Raw genomic sequence first — 21,025 nt, forward strand, 5'->3', positions numbered from 1 at the left:
CACCACCAGGGAGACTCCGTGTCCACCGAACTCCAGGCAGTCCTCTTCGACATGGACGGCACACTCGTCGACACCGAGCGGCTCTGGCTGCGGACGGTCGAGACCGAGGCTCTCGGCCTCGGTCTCGACCTCACCGACGCGGACCTCCCGTTCGTCCTCGGCCGCTCGATCGAGGACAGCGCCGCCCATCTCGCCCACCGCGCGGACGGCCGTGCCGAGACGGCCCGGCTCGGCACGGCGCTCGAACGGCGCTTCACGGAACTCGTACGCGGGCAGGTCGTCCCCTTGCCCGGGGCCGTCGAGCTCCTCTCGGCGCTCCGGACCGGGGGCGTGGCCACGGCGCTGGTCTCGGCCTCGCCCCGGCCCGTCGTGGACACCGTCCTCGATGTCCTCGGGCGGCACTGGTTCAGCACCTCCGTAGCCGCCGGTGAGACCCCGCGCACCAAGCCCTTTCCAGACCCCTACCGGGCGGCACTGGCCGCCCTCGGCACCGACCCGACCGCCTGCGTCGCAGTCGAGGACAGCCCGACCGGCGTCGAGTCCGCGGAGGCGGCCGGCTGCGCGGTGCTCGCCGTACCCTCGCTCACGCCCGTCGCCCCGGCACCGCGTCGGACAGTGACACGCAGCCTGCTGGACGTGGACCTCGGCCTGCTCCGTCGACTCGCCGCCGAGCTGTGATGTGGTCGCGTATCTCCCCGCTGATCCGCAGGCGGCGCAACCAGTGCAGATGGGCGAACGAGTGTTCCATGACCCAGCTTTGGGTGCCCAGGCCGGAGCCGTGCTCGGTGGTCGTGAGCCCGCGTACGAGGTGCTGGGTGATGCCGCTCGGTGGAGCCACTACGGGGCGACCGGCCGCAGACGAACGGGCAGGGTCACGTGCCCGTCGCTGATCAAGGCCGGCAGAGGTTGCAGTTCCCCGGCGGGTACCGCGAGTCGGGCATCGGGAAAGCGCGTGAACAGCTGACGCAGGACGGCGGCGACTTCGAGGCGGGCGAGGGGGCGCCGAGGCAGTGGTGGACGCCGTGGCCGAAGGCCAGGTGATCCTTGGTGGTCCGGGTGGCGTCGAAGAGGTCGGCGTTGTGACCGTGCCAGTCCGCCAGAACCAGGCCGCTGCCACGAGAACCAATGAGGACTCCAGGAACGGGATACGGCCAGGTGGCAGCGGCAACTCTTGTGAAGGAACAAGTGCCAGCCCCAGATGAGTGTGGTCAGGCCTTCGGCGACGAAATCCTGGCCACAGCCACGCCAGTCGACGGCCGCCGGTTGCGTCGTCCCATATTGCCGGGGAGATGCCCCAAGTGCGCCTCAGCTCCTCTACATTGTTCTTCGGAGCGCTATGCGTAGGGGGTGGGGGATGGATCCGATCGTGGCGGCGGCGGGAACCGCCTTGGTGAGCGCCATGGCAACGGATGCCTGGCTGCAGGCGAGGACCGCGACGGTGGCGATGTGGCGCCGGATACGCCCGGACCACGCCGACGGCGTGGGAGCAGAGCTGGACGTCCTGCGCACACAGGTGCTTGCCGCACGTGACGCGGACGACGAGGACACCGAGCAGGCGCTGGCCGGGGCCTGGCGGATGCATTTCCAACAGTTCCTCGCCGACGACCCCGGCCTTGCCGCCGAACTGCGGCTGCTGCTGGACGATCATCTTGGCCCTGTGCTGTCCGACACTGAGCGGACCCGGGTCGCGTCGGTCGTCATGAAGGCGGAGACCCACGACAACTCCCGCGTCTACATGTCGGGCAGGGACCAGCACATCACTGGTGCATGAACACCCCCGCGGGAGAGCCGGACCCCCATCAGGAAGCTCACGCCCACGACAACGCCCGCATTTACATGGCGCTCAGGGACCAGTACATCAACGTCATTACGGACCGGGCCGACCGTGATCAGGTGCCTGTCCGGGGGTCCGGCCGCGCTCTCGCGCGGATGCTTGCGCCGTTCTGCACGCTGATAACAGGCGTCGCCCTGGTATGGGTGGGGTACGACGCCTACGGCTGGACCCGAGGACTGCTCCTGCTGGCGGGCATGACCTGTGTCGTGCTCGCAGGCCCGCTGCTGAAGCCTGCTGTTCGGCGCTGGCGCCAGGCGCGGCTCCGGCGAAGCCCGGGGCTCGCACGCCGCCTGGACCGGCAGCTCGAAGTGGCCGTCGAACAACTCGCACGCGAACTGGGTGTGCTGTGGGATCGCGAGATGAAACTTCGCAGACTCCAGCATCCGGCTCCGCTGCCGGTGCGTTGGGTCAACGCGGAGGAGTTTGGGGATCACTGGATGAACATCCGCACGAACGACGGGCGTGATGCATCGCTGGATCTCTCGGGCAGCAGCACCCTCAACGAGGTTTATGCCAGGATCCCTTCCGGCCGATTGCTCATTCTTGGCCAAGCTGGGGCGGGCAAGTCCGTACTCGCGCTGCGCTTCGCCTACGAGCATCTGCGGGTGGCCGAGCCGAGCGACCGTGTCCCCGTACTCCTTCCCATGGCCTCATGGGACCCGGTGGCGCAGGATCTGGAGTCCTGGGCAGCCGGGCGCCTGGCGGCCGACCACCCGGCACTTGCCGGACGGGCAGTGTCCGGCGAGACGGTCGCCACTGAACTCCTTCGAGCGGGCAGGCTGTTACCCGTACTGGACGGCTTCGACGAGATGAGCGCAGCCACCCGGCATCATGCTCTGCGCAGACTTCGCGCCTCGCTCGGCGAGGCAGATCCTTTCCTGCTCACCAGCAGGGTCGATGAGTACGAGGCTGCCGTCATACTGGCCGACATCGTACTGCCGGCAACGGCGGCGGTACGTGTGGAGCCACTGAGCGTGCAGGAGTCGGTGAACTATCTGCGACGCACGACACGGAAGCTGGTCGCCGGCCGTACTGTGGCCACCAAATGGGACCCGGTGTACACCCGGCTGAGCGAGCACCCGCGTGACCTGCAAGTACTGAAGCTGCGAAACGTGCTGATGACCCCATTGATGACCGGTCTGGCCCGTATCACCTACAGCGACACATCCCGTGATCCCGCGGAGCTTCTGGACCACCGCCGCTTTCCCACTCGAGCGGCAATCGAAGACCACCTGCTGGACCAGTTCGTCCCGGCGGTCACCGATCACTCGGAGCAGACCACACGATGGCTGGCGTTCCTGGCCCAGCGCCTCAATTCTTTGGACACCCAAGACCTGGCATGGTGGCGGCTGAGCCCGGCGGCCCCGAGAGTGGCCCGGGTGGTGGGGGCAACGCTGGCGCTGGGTGCGGTCACCGCTCTTCTACGGTGGCAGGCCGACCGGCCGACCTCCTGGTTCGGCATCGAGATGCCGGTCTGGGTCCCGTTCGGTGTGCTCTGTCTGCTATCGGTCGCCGATGTGGTGTTCGACTCCGGGGCGCCCTCACCGCGGCATATCCCGCTTATCGAGCCGGCACGGATGGCCCGGCCCGTGCTTGCCGCGGTGGCGGTGCTCGGAGGGTGGCTTCTGTATGACCGACTTTCGGACTCCTTGCTGTTCCAGGCAATCTTCGTAGTAGCGGCCTGGGGCTTCTCCGCCGGCCGCTGGATTCTGCGCCGAAAGAGGCCTCGACCCAAGGCCGGTAGCCAGCAGACGGTGCGAGAGCTCCTCGACGATCTTCGTGACCGCACAAGCAGTGCGGTCACACGCGGCCCAGAGCGGACGCTGAGCGAAGACCGACTGGCGACCTTGGTGTCGTTGGGCCTCGTCAACATATTGGCAGGAGGCTCGGCGGTTCGGAGAGCAGCCTGGCTCGTAATCTTCGCAGGGATTGCCCCGATGTGGCCCCTCTATTCCGCCCGACCGGGCACCTGGGCCATCACGTTCGTCGTCATGCTCGTCGCTCTCGCCGTGCTCGGAGCATCGTCGTCGGCCTGGTGTGGGTTCGGCGTGGCCAGAGCGTGGCTGTGGGGCGCGGGGAAGCTTCCATGGAACGTGCTCCGCCTCCTCGCGGATGCCCACCGTCTCGGCGTACTGCGCCAGTCCGGCGCCACCTACCAGTTCCGGCACTCGCGGCTCCAGGAACGACTGGCCGCGCTGGCCGGGGATCAGCGCGCCCCGGCTCGGGTGCCGTCGAACAGCTCACCAATCGAGAACTCCCGGTCTGCCCTCAGCTTCATTTCCGGATGCATCATCATCGTCGGATCGATTGCGATGTGGTGGGACATGGGTTCATTGAACGCCGAGTCCGGACCGTACAGGGAGGCCGGGCCGTACAAGACGGTCGCCCCTGCCTGTGAACTGGTCGACCGTGAGGCCCTGCGGAAGGTCGTCCCGGACCCCAGCGGAGAGCCGTCCGAGGAAGACTACGGCGGCTTCGATGTGAGGAAGTGCTCCTGGAGCGTCGGCACAGCGACTGCCGGAGATCCCAGCGTGGAGATCAGCGTCAGACTGCACCGACCCACCTTGACGCTTACCGCGGTGCAGCAGGCCGACAAGGACTTCGACGACGAAGCCGGCGTCGCGCTTGTCGTCCCTGAGCACACCACGTACCCAACTGGACTGGGCGACGAGGCCGTCTCCGTCGTGAAGTACAGCGAAGATCGCCCGCGGGTCGAGACCACCCTCCGGGTGGATAACCTGCTGTTGACCATCAGCTATGAGATGAGCGGCATAATGTGGGGCGATAAGCAGGGTTACGCTCGCAGCACACGGATTACACAGAACCTGGCCCGCACCGTCGAGCGGAAGCTCGCCGCCGCGCTCCCACAATCAGGGGCTTCACCGTAGGGCGGAGTCAGCGTCGGGAGGCGGCCACTGGCGGCTTGCTGAGTACCACGGCGGCGACCGGCGAGGAGATCGACGAAGCGATCGGCAGCCTGCTGGAGTACCTCGGCCGGCACGTGGCGGAACGCCCAGCCCGGCCCGAGGGCCGGCGGTCCCACGACCTGCTGACGGACTGGTGGAGGCGAGGGGCGGCCAGGTCGCCGGCGGTGTCGAACAGAGCGGTGAGTTCGGCTTCGCGGCGGCGTTGCCGAAGCAGCACCTGACATCGACTCGGCGCCCACCGACGTCACCACGTCGCGCCCGCCCCCGACGGTCGGGGTGGGCGGTGTGGAATTCGCCTACGCAGGCCGGTCCCCGGTGCTGCACGGCGTGAGCTTCACCGCCCCCGGCGGTACCCGGAGCCCGGCGGCCGACTGCCCACCATTGGGGGCGCCCCCGCCAATGCCCAGGTCACGCAGGTCGTGCCGGACGGCGGTGAACTCCCCTATACAGAAGGCGTGTTCATCGGACACAAGGTGGGAAGAGTCCGGCGCGACCCCCCGTACCCGTTCGGCCATGGTCTTGGCTACACCGACCGGACGTACGAGTCCATCGAAGTGGCCGGCACCACCGTCACGGTGCGCCTCTGCAACACCGTGACCGATCCGGCCGCGAGGTCGTCCAGCTCTCCCTGTCCCCGACCGCGCCCGACATGACCCGTCCGGCCCGCCGGCTGGCCGGCTTCGCGGGCGTGACCGCACAACCCGGCGAAACAGCCGAGCGGTTGTCGGGCTGCCGCGCCGCACCTTCGCGATCTGGGAGCGAGAACGCGAAGGCATGGTCCTGGCCTCGGCACGCGATCGCCTCCTGCTGCGGACGGTCACCTTCGTTCGCCTTCCCAAGGTGACCGTGCGCCAAGACCTCCGCGGGGGCGGGGGCGGGAGGATTTCTGACACTCCCGTGGGCAGGACTTCGGCTCGATCCGCCGGGTGGCCCGTCCCGGCTGGCCGGGCCGCCGACGGGCCCGGAAGTCCTCGGGCAGAGGCCGGTCAGGTGGTGGGCACGACGTCGAGTGCCGCCGACACGGTCAGTTCCGTGGCCGTGGCGGCCCGGACCTCGTCGACGGTGACGCCGGGAGCGAGCTCGACGAGGAGGAGTCCGTCTCCGGTGACGTCGACGACGGCGAGGTCGGTGATGACGCGCTGGACGACGGCGCGGCCCGTGAGCGGCAGGCTGCATTCGCTGACCAGCTTGGGGCTGCCGTCCTTGGCGGTGTGCTCCATCAGGACGATGACCCGGCCGGCGCCGTGGACGAGGTCCATGGCACCACCCATGCCCTTGACCATCTTGCCGGGAATCATCCAGTTGGCGAGGTCGCCGGAGGAGGAGACCTGCATCGCCCCGAGGACGGCGGCGTCGATGTGACCGCCGCGGATCATGCCGAAGGACAGGGCGGAGTCGAAGAACGAGGCTCCGGGCAGCGTGGTGACGGTCTCCTTGCCCGCGTTGATGAGGTCGGCGTCGACTTCGTCCTCTGTCGGGTAGGGGCCCACCCCGAGGATGCCGTTCTCGGACTGAAGAACGACCTCGATGCCGGGCGGCAGGTGGTTGGGGATGAGAGTGGGGAGGCCGATGCCGAGGTTGACGTAGCTGCCGTCGGTCAGTTCCCGGGCGGCTCGGGCCGCCATCTGCTCGCGGGTGAGGGCCATGTCAGGCGTCGCCTTCCTGTCGTACGGTCCGACGCTCGATGCGCCGCTCGGCCGCGGGGTCGCCGGGAGCTACCTGGACCACGCGTTGGACGAAGATGCCGGGCAGGTGGACCTCGTCGGGATCGAGCTCGCCGGGTTCGACGAGGTAGTCCACCTCGGCGACGGTGATCCGGCCCGCCATGGCGGCCAGCGGGTTGAAATTGCGGGCCGAGGAGCGGAAGACCAGGTTGCCGTGCCGGTCGCCGATGGTCGCCCGGACCAGCGAGAAGTCAGTGGTGATGCCGTGCTCGAGCAGGTACGGGCGCCCGTCGAACTCCCGTGTCTCCTTGGCGGGGGAGGCGAGGGCGACCGACCCGTCGGGCGCGTACCGCCAGGGCAGTCCGCCCTCGCCGACCTGGGTTCCAGTGCCCGCAGGGGTGTAGAAGGCGGGGATCCCGGCGCCGCCGGCCCGCAGCCGCTCCGCCAGCGTTCCTTGGGGGACTAGTTCGACCTCGAGCTCACCGCCCAGGTACTGGCGGGCGAACTCCTTGTTCTCGCCCACATAGGAGCTCGTCATACGGGAGATCTGGCCGGCGGCGAGCAGCAGGCCGAGGCCCCAGTCGTCGACGCCGCAGTTGTTCGAGACGATCTTGAGGTCGTTCACTCCGCTCTGCCACAGCGCGTTGATCAACGTGCCTGGTATCCCGCACAGTCCGAAGCCGCCCACGGCGAGCGAGGCGCCTTCCGAGATGTCGGCCACCGCCTCTGCCGCGCTCGCCACTGTCTTGTCCAGCCCCATACGGAACCCTTTCCCTCAGGCAACCGGATCGACCTGCTGGTCAGCGCCGGTGCCATTGCAAGCGACGAGCAGCGAGCCTAGGCAGGCGGCGAAGAGGCGGCCATGGCGGCCATCCATACATCACCCCCCTCCTGTATGGCGGTCACCGCTGTGCTGGTGGAGCCTCGGGGGACGTCGATGTTGCGCGCGGCCCCGGTTGATGCCGTCGTCCACCGGAGCCGCGCGATGCTCAGACCGAGCAGCCGGAGTCCGCAACGACGTAGTAGCCGGGTCCGGTCTGCTTGAGCGTGTGCGTGGTGAACGTATTCCACAGGCCCATGCTCTGGTGCGAGCCGTTGGCGTAGGTGTAGCCGCCGTTCTGGTAGGCCCGCCCGGCCGCTGCGTGGTCGTAGTTGCTCGCCGTGTGGCACGTGGGAGTGAAGCCGGTCGTGGTCGCGGTCACCGCCGCGGATACCGCGCCTGCCGCGCCCGCCGCGTCCACGGCCGCCACTGTGTAGCTGTAGGCGGTTCCGGTGGCCAGGCCGGTGTCGGTGGCGGTGGTGGACGTGGTGGTGGCCACCTTCGCACCGCCGCGGTAGACGGTGTACGAGCTCGCACCGTCGACCGCGTTCCAGCTGAGGGCGGCGGTGGTGTCGGTGGTGCCGGTGACCTTCAGTCCCGTGGGTGCGGGCAGGGAACCGGTGCTCGGGCCGTCGCCGTCGAGCCCCCAGAAGCGGGCGGTGTGGTAGCTGGAGCAGATGGTGTCGAGGAAGTAGGTGCCGGTGCTGCCGCACTGCTCCGGGCCGCTGCCCGGGTCGACTGCGAGGCCGTGTGCCATCCCGGAGATGGAGTAGACCTCGACGGCGGGCCGGCCGGAGGCGTCGTCGTAGATGCTGAGCGTGGTCCCCCCGCTGAGGTTCTCGGTGCGGGTGGGCGTCTGGCCGAGGCCCCACACGTTCGTCCACTGGTCACGCAGTTCTGTGGCGTTGGCGGGCTTGACGGTGGTGTCGGCGGTACCCTGCCAGATCGCGACGCGGGGCCAGGAGGCCGTGCCGGCGGGAGCAGCCGCGCGCACCAGGTCGCCCCACTGCGCGGGGCTCTTGTCCGGCGGACTGTACATACAGGTGTACGCCGCGGATACGCTGTTCGCGCAGAACGCGGGCAGCCCGGAGTCGATGGCGCCGCCCGCGAACACGTCGGGGTAGGCGGCGAGCATGTTCGCGGTCATGCCGGCGCCGGCGGACAGGCCGGTGATGTACACCCGCCGAGTGTCGCTGCCGTACTGGGCGACGGCCTTGTCGATCATCTGCTTGATCGACAGTGCCTCGCCCTGATCGCGCTTGCCGTCCCCGGGTTCGAACCAGTTGAAGCAGGAGTTGGCGTTGTTGGCGCTGCTCGTCTGCGGGAAGACCAGCGCGAAGCCGTAGCGGTCGGCGAACGTCGGCCAGCCGGAGTGGGCGTAGTAGTCGCTCGCGCTCTGGGTGCAACCGTGCAGTGCGACTACCAGCGGGGCGTCGTCCGGCAGCGCGTCGGGTGCATAGGTGTACATGGACAGATTGCCGGGATTGCTGCCGAAGGCGGTGATCTGAGTCAGACCCGCGGCGGACGCCTGCGGGCCTGCGGCGACCAGGCCGCCGGTCAGGGCAAGGGCACCCGCGGCGGCGGTGACCCAGCGGTGGATGCCTCTGACGAGGCGGCGGCTCTTCGTGAAGCGGAGCGGAGGGTGCGACGGTCCCATGACGACTGCCTCCTGATGTGGGGGGATCGGTCGTACACCGGCACCGGGCGACGACCGGTGAGCGGTGTGACGGGCATCATCACGGCGCGCTGGATGGTATTGACATGGGCAGGGCAGCCAGTGGTGCCGGAATTCCTGTGTGACAGGCATCCATGGCCCACAGCGAGATCGGCCAGGTATGGCCGAGCCTCTGAGGGGCAAGAGCGGGCACGGCGACCCAAGCCGTGGCCGCCTTCACGCCCACTCCCCGGCCCGCCGGGGCGGCTCCGGCGAACCCACGCCCTCTGGCGCTCCTGCCGCATCGAGAGTGGCACCCACGCCGACTCCTTGGCGCCGACGCGTTGCCGGACCGGCTGCGTGCGCTCACGCCGTGCCACCGCGCGGCGCAGGAGCACTGGCTCGCGACCGGGTAGCGCCCGCCCGCCCACGGCAGGGTCGCCCGGCCCGCCGGGGCGGCCCCGACCACCCCCGCCTGGCCGGCCGCCAGGCGGCGTCGCGCGATTTTCAGGATCTTCGGGGCACTTCTATTCGGGCAGGTGGTAGATGGCGAGGGCCGCGGTGTCGTCGTGGAGGCGGTTGCTGCTGTAGACGAGGAGATCGTGGTGGAGGCGGTCGAGGAGTTCTCGGGGCTGGAGAGGACCCCAGGAAAGGACACGTCGGCGGAGGGGGTAGAAGGCCCCAGTGCGGTCGCGGGCTTCCGTGACGCCGTCGGTGTAGAGCAGTAACTGGTCGCCGGGACCGAAGGGGTACTCATCGACCCGGTAGGCCTCCGTGAGGTGCATGCCCAGGTTGAGCGGCGGCGCGGGGTCGGCCGTCTCCAGTTCGGTGACCCCGTCCGAGCGGATGAGGAGGGGCGGGGGGTGGCCGCAGTTGACGATGCGGACCACGCGGCGGCGGGGGATCTCCGCGAAGACAGCGGTGACGAAGCGCTCGCCCACGTCGTTTCCGGCCAGGCGGGCGGCTCTGCGATTCATGCTCGTCTCCGCCCGGCGGGCAACGGCGGCGAGGTCGGGTTCGTCGTGGGCGGCCTCGCGGAAGGCGCCGAGGAGGGTGGCGGCCGTCTCGACGGCGGGGAGTCCCTTGCCGCGGACGTCGCCGATGAGAATGCGGAGTCCGTGCGTGGTGGGGACGGCCTCATACAGGTCACCGCCGATACGTGCTTCCGCAGCGGCGGACAGGTAGAGGGCTTCGATCAGAAGTGGGCCGATGCGGTGCGGGACCGGGCTCAGCAGGACATGCTGCGCGATCTCGGCCACGAAGCGCACGTTGGCGAGGGTGCGTTCCCGGCGCACGCGGTGGGCAGCCAGGAATGTTCCGAGGACGCCGACCACAGCGGTGCTCAGGTAGGTGGCCACGTAGTGGCGCTCCCACACGTAGCTCACCGGGCGGCCCGCGCAGCACGGGGTGCCGGCCAGGACTCCTTCGAAGACGATTGCGAACACGGTGACGCCGGCGACGACAGCGGGGCCGTGGGCGAAGGCTGCGATCACGGGGAGGGCGATGAGCAGGAAGCTCACCGGCCACTGCACGGGCGTCAGGGGTTCGAGCACCAGAATGCCCGCGACATAGAAGGCGGGCAGCCACCGCATCCACACGGGCGCGGGCGGCACCTGCGGGCCCCCGCCGCCCGGCTGCGCTGCCCCGCCACTCGCCGCCCTGCGGCGGCTCGGCCACCTCACTGCTCACTCCGTAGCACAGCGAGCGGCGCAGGCGTGGACGCTGCTCGGTCCGACGATGAAGCCGCCGTGTGGGCCTGCATGCGGACGTTGCTCCTGGCGGCTCCACTCGAACAGCCTGTACACGCGGGACTCCTGGCACATGATGTGGGCAAGACGTCCATCCTGCTGCCCCGCAACGCTTCGTGCCGTCCATTGCTCCAGCCAATGGCATGTCAGGATCTTCGCGCGGGGGCTTGTTGAGTTGACACGGAGCGCGGTGCCGGTGTTGCCACCGGTCCGTTTCTCCGTGCCGCTCGCCGAACCCGGCGTACCCGTCTCCGAGTACCGGGCTCTCCACGGATTCTGCCGTTCAGGTGTGGTTGAGGCGTGTCCAGGGGGTGGGGATCGTGTTGCCGCGTTCGTCGATGCCCGCCCGCACCTGGGGGGCGAGCCCGTACTCCGGGAACTTTCCATCCCTTCCTCCACCTGCTACCGATGGCGTCAGGCCGAGAAGGAGCCGTGCGAGCGACGCCGCCAGGACGCCGAGCTCACAGGGAAGATCCGGCAGATCCACGCCGACTCCGGCGGGACCTATGGCTCACTCCGCGTGCACGCCGTTCTCCAGCGTGACGGCGTCCACGTCGGCCGCAAACGCGTTGAACGGCTCATGCGCCAGGCCGGCCTGGCCGGGATCAGTCCCCGGCGGGCAAGGGCTTCACCCGACGTGACCCGGACGCGGAACTGGCCCCCGACCTGGTGCAACGCGACTTCACCGCGAACGTGCCGAACCGGCTGTGGGTCACCGGCCTGACCATGATCGCGACCGGGGAGGGCCCGCTGTGGCTGTCCGCGATCCGCGACGCGTTCTCCCGCCGGGTGGTGGCCTGGGAAACCTCCGCCCGCGCGGACGCCGACCTGGTCCTGACCACGCTGGAGTATGCCCTGGCCAGCCGCGAAGTCGCCCCCGGTGAGCTCATCCACCACGCCGGCCACGGCTGTCGATACCCTGACCAGCTGGTCAGCCACCCCCACACAACGGGGGAACCTCATCCTTGACCGACGCGCGGCACGGTCCCCCTCAGGGGCGATGCGACTACTTGGCCAGCTTGCCGTCGGGCCGCACGGTGAACCACGTGCTGTTCAATCCCTGGCCGTTGGTGTCACCGGGCTTCTCGTCGCCGGTGTACCAGTAGAGCGGCCAGCAGTCGATGGTGAGCTGCTTCGTGCCGTCGGGGCGGGTGTACGGGGTGATCAGCTTCGGGTCGATGCCCTTGATGTCCTTCTTGTCGACGAGTTTGGCGGGCTTCCACTTCTTCAGGCAGGTGCCCTCGCAGTTGGACTTCATCGGCCAGGCGGTGTCCCTGGTGAAGCGGTAGAGCGTGCGTCCCTTGCCGTCGCGGATGATCGTGCCGTGATCCTCGTCGTCGACCGTGGACAGGGCTGGCAGCCCCTTTGGCTCGCTCGGAGCCTCCTGCGCCTGCGCCTTCGCCTTTGTGCCGTCCGGCGCTGCCGCGAACCAGGTGCCGCCGACGCCCTGACCGCGGGTCTGCCGGGGCGCCGTGTCCTGCGCGTAGCGGTACAGTGGCCATCCGGCGAGGGTCAACTGCTTCGTGCCGTCGGCGCGCTTCACCGAGCCGAGCAGCCCGGGGGCGAGGCCGCGGCCTGCCTTCGCACCATCGGCGAGCACCGGCGGCCAGGCCGCGGCGCAGTCACCCGCGCAGTTGGAAGCGGGCGGCTTCGCCGTGTCCTTGTCGAAGCGGTACAAGGTGAAGCCCGCGCCGTCCGTCACGACCGGGCCCAGCTTCTCGCTCTTCCAGACGCTGAGCCGGCCCGCCTGCGAGGGCTGCGCACCGTTGCTCGTCGAGGCGGCGCGCTCGGCGGAAGCGGTGGTGGTCGCTGCCGTGCCCCCGGAGCTTCCGCAGGCCGCCGTCAGCATGACCGCGGCGACCGTGAACGCGGCCGGTGCATAGGTGAATTTACGCATGGGTATCCCTCTTTCGGAAATCTTGGGGAATTGGCTTTTCACTGAAATGCTGAAGCAATGGCCCGCCCCGGCAGCAGGGGAGGAGTCGGCCGACTGCCGGGGCGGAGTTTCTGGTCCCGGAATTCCTTCTGGCCGGTCACTGTCACTGTGAAAACGGCCGATGCGGCGGGGAGGTTCAATCCCCGGGAAATTCTTTTACCGGGCCGCGAGCTGTCAGACCCGCCCCGTGCCCGCCCCCGCCAACGTCTGCGTGGGAACGACCACCTGCAGGCCCAGGACGCCCAGGTCGACGCTGCCGTCGTTCTCCGCGTACCACCGCCAGTGCGCACCCGGTACGTCGCCCACCGTCAGCACGATCCAGCCGCCGCCCGCGGACCCGGTGAGGTCCGCGAGCGCCCGCGCCTCCTCGGCGGTCGGCGCGTCCTGGAGTACGACGAACCCGGTGACCTCGCCCGTACGGGCCGCGCCACGCACCAGGCCGACACCCAGTTCCTCGGCGGAGTTGAGGATCTCCTCGGGGGCCTTGCCCTTCACCTCCGACACGGAGCGGACCCGGACCAGACCGTTGAGGCCGGGCAGGGCGCTCGCGCCCGGGTCCACCGACACCACCACCGTGCTCTGCCGCGGCAGTTCGAGCAGCCCGCGCACCAGCGCCGCCACGGTGTCCTGCGCGACGACGAGGTCACCGCTGACGCTCAGCGCGCCGTTGATCTGCCCGAGGTCCACCATGACCTGCGCGCCCCGCTCGCTCACCCCGATCCGGGCGAGGTGCGGCAGCGCGAGCGTCACGTCGGCCGCCGGATCGCCCTCGATGACGGAGGGCAGTCCGGTGCGCTCCCAGCGATTCGGTTCGAGCGCGGTCCACGGCGCGGGCGCCGTGTGCGCCCCCGACACCGACGCGAGCAGCTTCGTGGGTTCGGCGAGGACGCTGTAGACCCGCACCGGACGCTCCGCCTCCGCCGCGTCGGCGGGGATCAGTTCGCGCAGGGCCTGCCGCACCATCACCGGCGTACGGGTGTCCGCCGCGAGCCGCCGCGCGAGCGCGCCCCGCCGACGCCGCCGCAGCGCGAGTGCCAGGCTGCGCGGCAGCCGCGGCCGCAGTACCCGGGCGGCCCGCGCGATCCCGGAGCCGGTGGCGCGCACGGCCCGGCCGATCGGACGCCGCGCGACGATCACCACGGTGAGTACGGCGGCGCCGGCGACACCCCCGATCAGCCAAGGCGACCCGAGCCGGTCGCCGAGCCCGGCGAACTGTCCCGAGCCCCGGCCGGCCGCGGCACGGGGCGAGGGGGAGGCGCTCCGTGCGGGAGGCTTCGCCGCGTCGGCGTTCTCCTCGGGCAGGACACCGAACTCCACGCCGGGCCCGTCCGCATCCTCCGGCAGGATCAGCGGGAAGCCCGGGGTCAGCTGGTCGGGGCTCACGAAGGCCGAACCGTCCGGCAGCTGGCGCCCGCTGTTGAGGACCAGGATCTCCTCGAACCGGTCGCCGTCGCCGAGGGTGCGCTGGGCGATCCCGAACAGCGTCTCCTGCTCGCCTCCGTTCTCCTGAGCGGACTTGACCACGTAGTACTTCGTCACCTCGTCGGCCCGCAGCGCCCGGGAAGGCTGCATCCGCACGGCCGCCAGTGCCGGTGCGGAGTCCAGAGCCCGTACGGAATCCGGAGCCCGTACGGAACCCAGCGCCTGCGCCGGTGCGGGCAGCGCCAGCCAGGTGACGGCCACCAGGCCGCACACCGCCGTCACCCGTGCCGTCGTGCGCCACGGCGCCGGCCGCCGCGCATCGTTCGTCGTCCTCGGGGCGTCGCGCATCTTTCTCGTCCTCCTCCGTACGGGGCCTGGTGACGCGCACTGCTGATGCGTCGGCCGTCACACGCGCCGAGCCCCGGGTCGGTTCAACGAGCTGAACCGAAACGTCGACCGCCCCGTTAGGAGGTGCCGAACGGGCGTGTAGCCGGGAGGAGTTGGAAATGGCGCGTCGGCACACCACGGGCTGGGAGGTGCTCGGGTTCGGGGAGGACCCGACCCCCGGGAACCCGGAGGCGATCAGAACACTGGCCAGGACCTATCAGGAGCTGGGCGACGGGGCGGGCGAGGCGGTCGACCTGCTGCGCGACGACGGGGCGCTGCGCCGCGGCAAGGGCCAGGCGATGGACGCCCTGAAGACGCGGATCACCAAGGACCTGCCGGGGCTCCTGGAGAAGACCAGGGACTCCTTCCGTACCGCCGCGGGCGCCTACGACGAGTACGCGAACACCCTGACCAGCGCCCAGGACCTGCTGGACCGGGCCATCGACCAGGGCCAGGAGGTCGCCGCCACTGCGAAGACGGAGGTCCCGGCCCTCGCGGCGGACGCCACCCCGGAGCAGGCCGAGACCCACCGGACGGAGCAGGGCGAGGTGAACGCCGCGAAGGAGGCGCTGTCGGCCGCCGAGGAGCTCGGCCGCGCGGCGCAGCGGATGCGCGAGGACGGGTCGAACAAGGCCACGATCATCCTTGATGCGGCAGCCGAACAGGCCATCCCCGCACGGGACTTCGTGAAGCAGTTCGGTGACTTCCTCGCGGACAACCCGCTGGTGGAGATCATCGCCGGTGTCATCATCGGCATCGTCGCCGTGTTCTTCCCGGTCGTGGGTCTCATCCTGGGCGCAATCCTGTTCGCCGTGTCGGTGATCCGGATGGTGTCGCAGGGCAAGATCGACGCCGGTGAGATCATCATCGGCCTGCTCACCCTCGTACCCGGTGGTGTGCTGCTCGGCGGGCTCGGGAAGATCGTCGGGGCGGCGGGCAAGCTGGCGAAGTTCGCGCCGTTCCTGGCCAAGGTGGGCAAGGGCGTCGGGACGGCTTCTGGGGCGGTCTCGGCTGCCCTGAAGAACTCGACGTTCGTCCGCAAGATCATCGACCCGCTGGCCAAGGGGCTCGTGGGCCTCAAGTCGTCCCCCGGCTCGGCCCTCGTCGCCAAGTTCGCGATCGACGTGACCACCGAGTTCTCCCTCGGCTTCCTGGCGAGCGGAATCACGGCGCTGGTCGACGGGAAGAAGTTCGACGCGGCCTCGGCCGCCACGGGCGCCGCGCTCGGCGCCGCCACGGCCGGTGCCTTCACGCTGTTCGGCGGGACGAAGTTCGCCACCAGCATCAAGGACGCCTTCACCACCAAGGGCAAGTTCAAGAGCAACATCGACAAGGCGTTCTCCGTGAACAGCCTCGGTGTCGTCGACGGCAAGTTCAAACCCACCAACGTCCTGTTCTCCGAAACCAAGGGCGCGCAGAAGACCGGCTTCCACGGCATCAACGGCACGACCAAGTCGGACCCCACCACGGGCGAGGTCAAGACGAAGGTCACGACCCCGGACGGCGCGAAGACCGAGACGAAGATCACCCCGCCCGGTCCCAAGGCCGACCAGGTCCAGGCCCCCGACGACCTGCCCTTCGGAGTCCCGGCGCCCCAGACGTCGACGACCACCACGACACCCGACGGGTTCACCTCGACGACCGCGAACGGCACGAACACCATCAAGAGCCCGGACGGCGACGTCATCACTTCGAACGGCACCACGACGACGATCGACACCCCGATCCAGGGCCCGACCACGAAGGAGAAGTTCATCGGGGGGCTCGGCGGCGAGTTCGCGCCCGCGCAGTCGGAGAAGCCCGCACTCTCCACGGAGCTGGGCCCGAACGGCGGCTTCACGACCTCGGGAGCGTTCGGCGAGGTCTCCAAGGGGCCGGGCGGCGCCACGACGTTCAGCTCGCCCGGCGGCGACGGCGGCGGTCCCACGCCGGAGTTCACCGTGAACAACAACACGGTCTCCACCCCGAACGGCCTCACCGTGACCGACAACGGCGGCTCCACGACGGTGGGCGGTGGCGGGCTCAGCGCGGACAACACGGGCGGTGTCAACTCGGTGTTCAACGGCCCCCCGGCGGGCCAGCCGGTGGCGACCCACAACCCCGCCGACGGCAACGTCGACATCAACTTCGGCAACACCACGCTCAACGGGAACGCGGGGAACCCCGGGGGTGGATTCGCCCTGCCGGACGGCACGCAGGCCAACGTCGGCAACAACGGCAACGTGAGCGTCGTCAACGGCGACGGCGGCGGTCAGAACATCAACCTGCCCCCGGCCAACGCGGGCGGCCCGGTCACTTTCACCGACACCAACGTGAACACCAGCATCCCGCCGGGCGGCGGCGCCACCATCACCACGCCGGGCGGCCCCGCCACCACGCTCGACGACACGGGGTTCACGGTGACCACCGGCGGCCCCACCCCCGACACGGTGCAGTTCAACGGTCCGGGCAACTCGCTCGACGTGACCCCGCCCGGCGGTCAACCGCAGGTCTCGGTCGGCCCGGACGGGGGCATCACCACCGGCAACATCACCACCGACGGGGGTGGCGGAGGCACGGCCACCGGCGGCGGGGGATCGGTGGAGTTCTCGCCCGTCGACATCAAGTTCAGTACGCCCGACGGCGGAACGATCACCGTCAACCCGCAGGGACAGTTCGACCTGAACCCCTCCGGCACCCAGCCGCCGGTCACGGTCAACCCGAACGGGGACATCGCCGTGGGCCCGAACGGCACGGCCCCGGTCACCTTCAACGGCCCCGACGGCACCGCCGTCACCACCAAGCCCGGCGGCGGCCTCGACGTGACCCCGCCCGGCGGCCAGCCACAGGTCTCGGCAGGCCCGGACGGCGGCGTCACCGTCAACGGGATCACCACGGACGGCAACGGCGGCGGTACGGCCACGGGCCCCGGCGGCAAGGTCGACTTCTCGCCGCTCGACATCAAGTTCAGCGCCCCGGACGGAACGACGTTCACCATCAACCCCAACGGCAAGTTCCACGTCGACGGGATCAGCCACGGCGCGGACGGCGTCACCATCGGCGGCTCGACCACGGTCAACAACGACGGATCGGCGAGCATCGCGCACGGCGACCAGGAGATCAACGTCGCTGCCGACGGCACCATCACGGCCAACGACGCGCAGGGCAACCCGGTCCCGCCGGCCGTGCCGCAGCCGACCCCCGGGAATCCGGTGAACGCGGGCAACACCACCATCTCCGTGGACAACAGCGGCGGCCACTCGGTCACCGTCCACGGCCCGAACGGCGCCGCCGTGACCGTCGACAACAGCGGAACCACGACCGTCAGCAACGGCCCGATCCAGGCGAGTCATGGCCCGAACGGCGTCAGCGGCAGCGTGGGCACCGTCAACCCGGTCCAGGTCAGCCAGGGTCCGAACGGTGTCACGACCGTCAGTCAGAACGGTACGTCGGTGAGTACGGGCGGGAACGGCCCGACCACGGTCGGACCGCAGGGCGGGCCCGTCTCGGTCACCGTCAAGCCGCCGTCGGGCGGCGACCCCGCCCAGGTCACCACCGCCGACGGCAGCACCACCAGCGTCCACGAGGACGGCACCGTCACCAAGTCGGCGCCCGCGGGAGCCGGTACCCAGACGGTCAATACGGGCGGTCCGGACAACACCACGGTCACGGTCGGCAACAACGGCACCACGACCGTCAGCAACGGTCCGGTCCAGGCGAGTCACGGGCCGAACGGCACCGGCGGCAGCGTGGGCACCGTCAACCCGGTCCAGGTCAGCCAGAGCCCGGACGGTGTCACGACCGTCAGTCAGAACGGTACGTCGGTGAGTACGGGCGGAGACGGCCCGACCACGGTCGGACCGCAGGGCGGGCCCGCCTCGGTCACCGTCAACCCGGCCAGCGGAGGCAACCCGACACAGGTCACCACCTCCGGCGGCAGCAGCACCACCCTGACGGGGAACGGCGCCCAGACGGACATCAACGGCAACAACACCGCGAACAGCACGATCAGCAACGACGGCACCATCAGCAACAACGCCCCGGCAGGTCCCAACAGCACCGTCACCACCGGGGCGAACGGCACCACCGCCGCCGACAACAACGGCAACTTCAGCGTGGACAACACCGGAACCGTCACCAACGGCCCGGTCACCATCACCGCCAACACCGACGCCAACAACAACCCCGTGGTCACCTTCACCGACACCGGAGCCGCCGGTGCGCAGGCCGATGTCGGCACCAACGGCGTCAACACCCAGGGCGTCAACACGACGGTCAACCCGGGCGGCGATGTCACCTTCACGCACAGCCAGGCACCCGGCGGTCCGCCAACGACCGTCAACTCGGGCCCCGACGGCACGATCACCGCACAGACCTCCGACGGGGCCGAGGCGAAGGTGCCGCCGCGCCCGAACCCCGCGGGCGGCGGTCCGGTGCCCGTACCGGCCCCCAGCACGATCACCAGCGCCAACGGCGCCACCCTCTCGACGGACGGGCAGACCACCACCTTCACCAGCGACGGGTTCACGACCACCATCGGCAACGACGGCACCGGCCCGGCCACCACCACCGTCCACCACGACTCCGGCGTCAGCCACACCGTCGACAACAACGGCCAGGCCACGGTCAACAACTCGCCGAGCGGCGCCGGCATCACCGGCACCAACACCCAGGTGACGGTGAACACCCCGCAGCAGGAGGGCTGGGGCCTGTTCGGCTCACCGGAGATGACCGGCGGCCAGAACACCCTGTCCAACGGCCCGGACGGACCCACGATCACCACGCACGGCGCCGACCCGGTCCACGAGCCCGGCAGCACCGTCGTGCACGGCCCGAACGCGGGCGGACCCGACGGCGAGTTCTCCGTCACGTACGGACCGGCCACCGGCACCTTCGCACCCGGCGGCGTCACCGGCCTCGGCCCCTCCGGCACCCACGTCGACCCGGTCACCAACCTTCCGATCGACACGGCCGGCCACCCCATCGGCAACAACCCCGGCGAGACCTCCATCAGCACGGTCACCGGCGACGGCAACAGCGGCATCACCGTGCCCACGCCCGGAGGCGGCCCCGTCGTCCACCACGACGGCTTCTTCGGCGGCAACACCAGCGTGGACACCAACAACACCACGTTCGGCAAGAGCCCCGGCGACGTGGAGAACGCCGGTACGCCGGGCCAGAAGTCCGACATCCTGGACGGCCCGCACAACCCCTTCAACCGTGACCCCGCGCCGGGCCCCGAGACCTTCACGGTCGGCGGCAACGGCGGCGGTCCCTCCGCGGACATCCCGGTCGGCGGCAAGGGCGCCTCCACCGTCCACGGCGGCCCGTTCGACGTGAAGGCCAACGGCGACGGCAGCTTCGACGTGTCCGTGCCCGGCAGCAACCAGCCCGGCGACACGGTCACCGTCGGACCGGACGGCACCCTCACCGGGCCCGGCGTGGCTCAGGCGCAACCCGGAGCAGGACAGGAGGGGCCCGCCGGACCCCCGCAGGTCACCTTCAGCAACAACACCACCGTGACCGGCGGGCCGGGAGCGGCGCCCGTCGTCACCCCAGCCGGCGGCGGCGCCACCACCACTTTCGCAACCGGCGCCGCCACCACCACCGACCAGGCGGGCAACGTCACCATCACGCAGAACCCGGACGGCACCACCTCGTTCAGCAACACCGCCGGCGGTGAGAACACCACGTTCACCGTCACCAAGGACGGCGTGGAGGGCACGGTCACCACGACCGACAACAACGGCAACCCGGTCACGTTCGACGTCAAGGTCAACAACAACGGTTCCGTGCAGGTGAAGGACGCCAACGGCAAGACCCTCACCGAGATCGACGCCAACGGCTCCTTCAACGAGCAGCACACCGCGATCCACGACTACCACGCCTACGCGGGCGGCCCCACCTCCGTCACCGAGCTCCACGAATACGGCTACGAGGCCCTCACCAGCATCCTCAAGGGCGCCGTCGGCCAGGCCGTCAGCGTCGGTTACGAGGTGGGTGCCAAGGGCGCCGACGCGCAGACCACCCTGGAGAATGCGGGCATCAAACTCGGCTACGGCGTGGGCAATTCGCTGGCCGGCAAGAAGGTCGAGAACGACCACGGATTCAAGACCAAGGGCCCCGAGGTGCCGCTCGCCTCGCTTCCCACGAAAACCATCGGAGCGGTCAACTCCAACCAGGACACCGAATTGGCGAATCCGCCCGAAGAAGTCCCCATCAAAGTCTGAACCGAATGGCCGCACCCGTCGTGTGTAGGGCGCGGGTCCACGAAATGGTCCATGAAACAACCGTCCACACCAACGACTTGGAAACAGGAGACATTCCGATGGCCGATTACATCGTCAACGACGAGAAGACCAGCGCCGCCGCCACGCAGACCATGAACGAATACGAGATCGCGGTCGCCCAGCTCAACAAGATCAAGGCCGACCTGGACGCGCTCACCGCCGACGGCTACAACACCCCGTCGGCGAGGAACGACTTCCAGCCCTTCGTGCAGGAGTACACGGACAACTACGGCAAGGTCACCGAGGGCCTCACGGGCATCTCCGAGTACATCAAGAAGTACGGCGAGGGCATGACCCAGTTCGACTCCGAGATGGGTTCCAGCCTCCGCAAGTGACCCCGCCCGGATGCCGGCCGGGCCGGGCC

The 21,025-nt window shown here is 69.8% G+C and carries 15 protein-coding genes and 1 pseudogene; 8 read left to right on the plus strand and 8 right to left on the minus strand.

What is annotated here, in order from left to right:
• The first annotated feature begins 18 nt into the window (after window positions 1–18).
• A complete protein-coding gene (locus tag IE107_RS15735; protein WP_229866969.1) occupies window positions 19–678 on the plus strand; it encodes an HAD family hydrolase in 660 nt (219 codons plus the stop codon).
• A 159-nt stretch (window positions 679–837) separates the two neighbouring features.
• Here IE107_RS15735 and IE107_RS34900 read toward each other — a convergent pair.
• Window positions 838–1,094: pseudogene (locus IE107_RS34900) on the minus strand (cytochrome P450); the annotation flags it as partial.
• A gap of 260 nt (window positions 1,095–1,354) precedes the next feature.
• On the opposite strand from IE107_RS34900, the gene IE107_RS15740 reads away from it, so the two are divergent.
• The 3 genes from IE107_RS15740 to IE107_RS36120 all read left to right on the plus strand — a co-directional run bounded on the left by IE107_RS15740 (window position 1,355) and on the right by IE107_RS36120 (window position 5,605).
• Window positions 1,355–1,771 carry a hypothetical protein gene (locus tag IE107_RS15740; protein WP_189544382.1) on the plus strand — a complete coding sequence of 139 codons (417 nt, stop codon included), beginning with the start codon at window positions 1,355–1,357 and terminating at the stop codon, window positions 1,769–1,771.
• A complete protein-coding gene (locus IE107_RS15745) occupies window positions 1,768–4,722 on the plus strand; it encodes an NACHT domain-containing protein (RefSeq protein ID WP_189544383.1) in 2,955 nt (984 codons plus the stop codon). Before IE107_RS15740 ends, IE107_RS15745 begins: the two co-directional genes overlap by 4 nt.
• 688 nt (window positions 4,723–5,410) lie before the next feature.
• On the plus strand, window positions 5,411–5,605 hold the full coding sequence (locus IE107_RS36120) for a hypothetical protein (RefSeq protein WP_373302450.1): 195 nt from the start codon (window positions 5,411–5,413) through the stop codon (window positions 5,603–5,605).
• Window positions 5,606–5,747: 142 nt separating this feature from the next.
• Here IE107_RS36120 and IE107_RS15750 read toward each other — a convergent pair whose 3' ends face one another.
• From IE107_RS15750 to IE107_RS34910, 5 genes are all read right to left on the minus strand, one after another.
• A complete protein-coding gene (locus IE107_RS15750) occupies window positions 5,748–6,407 on the minus strand; it encodes a CoA transferase subunit B (RefSeq protein ID WP_189544384.1) in 660 nt (219 codons plus the stop codon).
• Window position 6,408: 1 nt separating this feature from the next.
• Window positions 6,409–7,185, minus strand: coding sequence for a CoA transferase subunit A (locus tag IE107_RS15755; protein WP_189544385.1), 777 nt, complete (start codon window positions 7,183–7,185; stop codon window positions 6,409–6,411).
• A gap of 229 nt (window positions 7,186–7,414) precedes the next feature.
• Entirely contained in the window at window positions 7,415–8,902 is a 1,488-nt protein-coding gene (locus IE107_RS15760; protein ID WP_189544386.1) for an extracellular catalytic domain type 1 short-chain-length polyhydroxyalkanoate depolymerase, read from the minus strand.
• Window positions 8,903–9,426: 524 nt separating this feature from the next.
• Window positions 9,427–10,581 (minus strand): PP2C family protein-serine/threonine phosphatase, encoded by a 1,155-nt coding sequence (locus IE107_RS15765; protein ID WP_229866970.1) that lies wholly within the window; start codon window positions 10,579–10,581, stop codon window positions 9,427–9,429.
• 349 nt (window positions 10,582–10,930) lie between these two features.
• Window positions 10,931–11,134 carry a hypothetical protein gene (locus IE107_RS34910; protein WP_229866971.1) on the minus strand — a complete coding sequence of 68 codons (204 nt, stop codon included), beginning with the start codon at window positions 11,132–11,134 and terminating at the stop codon, window positions 10,931–10,933.
• On the opposite strand from IE107_RS34910, the gene IE107_RS36125 reads away from it, so the two are divergent.
• A complete protein-coding gene (locus IE107_RS36125; RefSeq protein ID WP_373302454.1) occupies window positions 11,129–11,371 on the plus strand; it encodes an IS3 family transposase in 243 nt (80 codons plus the stop codon). The two genes, IE107_RS34910 and IE107_RS36125, sit on opposite strands and share 6 nt — an antisense overlap.
• The gene (locus tag IE107_RS15775; protein ID WP_229866972.1) at window positions 11,317–11,616 is read left to right on the plus strand and encodes a DDE-type integrase/transposase/recombinase; all 300 of its coding nucleotides are present in this window, start codon (window positions 11,317–11,319) and stop codon (window positions 11,614–11,616) included. The genes IE107_RS36125 and IE107_RS15775 overlap by 55 nt, the downstream gene beginning before the upstream one ends.
• A gap of 37 nt (window positions 11,617–11,653) precedes the next feature.
• On the opposite strand, the gene IE107_RS15780 is transcribed toward IE107_RS15775, so the two are convergent.
• Window positions 11,654–12,544: an SCO0930 family lipoprotein gene (locus IE107_RS15780; RefSeq protein WP_189544389.1), complete on the minus strand. Its 891-nt coding sequence runs from the start codon at window positions 12,542–12,544 to the stop codon at window positions 11,654–11,656.
• A gap of 213 nt (window positions 12,545–12,757) precedes the next feature.
• On the minus strand, window positions 12,758–14,353 hold the full coding sequence (locus tag IE107_RS15785; protein WP_189544390.1) for a LysM peptidoglycan-binding domain-containing protein: 1,596 nt from the start codon (window positions 14,351–14,353) through the stop codon (window positions 12,758–12,760).
• 158 nt (window positions 14,354–14,511) lie between these two features.
• Here IE107_RS15785 and IE107_RS15790 point away from each other — a divergent pair, with 158 nt between their 5' ends.
• Entirely contained in the window at window positions 14,512–20,601 is a 6,090-nt protein-coding gene (locus IE107_RS15790; protein ID WP_189544391.1) for a beta strand repeat-containing protein, read from the plus strand.
• A gap of 98 nt (window positions 20,602–20,699) precedes the next feature.
• Entirely contained in the window at window positions 20,700–20,996 is a 297-nt protein-coding gene (locus tag IE107_RS15795) for a WXG100 family type VII secretion target (RefSeq protein WP_072489588.1), read from the plus strand.
• The last annotated feature ends 29 nt before the right edge of the window (window positions 20,997–21,025 follow it).

The sequence above is a fragment of the Streptomyces gelaticus genome (assembly GCF_014649535.1).
Taxonomy (GTDB): Bacteria; Actinomycetota; Actinomycetes; order Streptomycetales; family Streptomycetaceae; genus Streptomyces; species Streptomyces gelaticus.

Excerpts from the sequence above, each read along its gene's own strand:
- IE107_RS15750 (WP_189544384.1), bottom strand. The coding sequence starts at position 6,407 with ATGGCCCTCACCCGCGAGCAGATGGCGGCCCGAGCCGCCCGGGAACTG.
- IE107_RS15740 (WP_189544382.1), top strand. The coding sequence starts at position 1,355 with ATGGATCCGATCGTGGCGGCGGCGGGAACCGCCTTGGTGAGCGCCATG.
- IE107_RS15795 (WP_072489588.1), top strand. The coding sequence starts at position 20,700 with ATGGCCGATTACATCGTCAACGACGAGAAGACCAGCGCCGCCGCCACG.
- IE107_RS15785 (WP_189544390.1), bottom strand. The coding sequence starts at position 14,353 with ATGCGCGACGCCCCGAGGACGACGAACGATGCGCGGCGGCCGGCGCCG.
- IE107_RS15755 (WP_189544385.1), bottom strand. The coding sequence starts at position 7,185 with ATGGGGCTGGACAAGACAGTGGCGAGCGCGGCAGAGGCGGTGGCCGAC.
- IE107_RS15760 (WP_189544386.1), bottom strand. The coding sequence starts at position 8,902 with ATGGGACCGTCGCACCCTCCGCTCCGCTTCACGAAGAGCCGCCGCCTC.
- IE107_RS15790 (WP_189544391.1), top strand. The coding sequence starts at position 14,512 with ATGGCGCGTCGGCACACCACGGGCTGGGAGGTGCTCGGGTTCGGGGAG.
- IE107_RS15745 (WP_189544383.1), top strand. The coding sequence starts at position 1,768 with ATGAACACCCCCGCGGGAGAGCCGGACCCCCATCAGGAAGCTCACGCC.
- IE107_RS36120 (WP_373302450.1), top strand. The coding sequence starts at position 5,411 with ATGACCCGTCCGGCCCGCCGGCTGGCCGGCTTCGCGGGCGTGACCGCA.
- IE107_RS15780 (WP_189544389.1), bottom strand. The coding sequence starts at position 12,544 with ATGCGTAAATTCACCTATGCACCGGCCGCGTTCACGGTCGCCGCGGTC.